The organism is Bacillus sp. Nf3 (genome assembly GCF_003028545.1).
Taxonomy (GTDB): domain Bacteria; phylum Bacillota; class Bacilli; order Bacillales; family Bacillaceae; genus Bacillus; species Bacillus safensis.
This window is the reverse complement of sequence record NZ_PYUA01000067.1, coordinates 1-584: the sequence shown is the minus strand read 5'-3', so window position 1 is coordinate 584 and position 584 is coordinate 1. Positions and strand designations below refer to the sequence as shown.

The window sequence follows — 584 nt, the reverse complement described above, 5'->3', positions numbered from 1 at the left end:
CCTGCCCAAGGATGCGCACAAGCTGGCCCACTTCTGTTCGATGTGCGGACCGCACTTCTGCTCGATGAAGATCACCCAGGATGTGCGCGACTACGCCGAGGCCGGCATGAAGGAAAAGTCCGCCGAGTTCCGCGCTTCGGGCGCCGAGGTCTACCACCAGGGCTGACGCGTGGCCGGTCGTGCCGGCCGCGGGCCGGCATGACCGTTCCTCACGCCGGTCACCGCTATGCTCGGCCCATCGTTGCCAGAGGAAAGGACGCCATGCCTGTTGCCGTGACCACGCGTTGGCTGGCCATTGCCCGCCGCCACCCCTCGGCATGGCTGCTGGCGGCGCAGCTGCTGGCGGTGGTGTTGTATCCGGCGCTGGACGACACCGCCGGCGGACGTGCCGCGCTGGGCATGTTCGGCATGGCGGTGCTGGGCCTGGCGCTGTGGGTGGTGCAGCGCAGCCCGTTGGGAAGCTGGCTGGCCCTGCTGCTGGCGATCCCCGCCGTGGTGTTTTCGTTGGCGGGGGCGCTGCTGGAGCGCAGCGCGCTGGTGACCACCGCACAGCTGCTGGAAAGCCTGCTGTATTTCTATACGGC

The 584-nt window shown here is 68.5% G+C and carries 2 protein-coding genes; both read left to right on the top strand.

The window, feature by feature from the left end; all coding sequences use genetic code 11:
- A partial coding sequence (locus C9414_RS21345; protein WP_181286193.1) for a hypothetical protein occupies positions 1-166 on the top strand: 166 nt, incomplete at its 5' end.
- A 95-nt stretch (positions 167-261) separates the two neighbouring features.
- A partial coding sequence (locus C9414_RS20870) for a hypothetical protein (RefSeq protein ID WP_219909136.1) occupies positions 262-584 on the top strand: 323 nt, incomplete at its 3' end.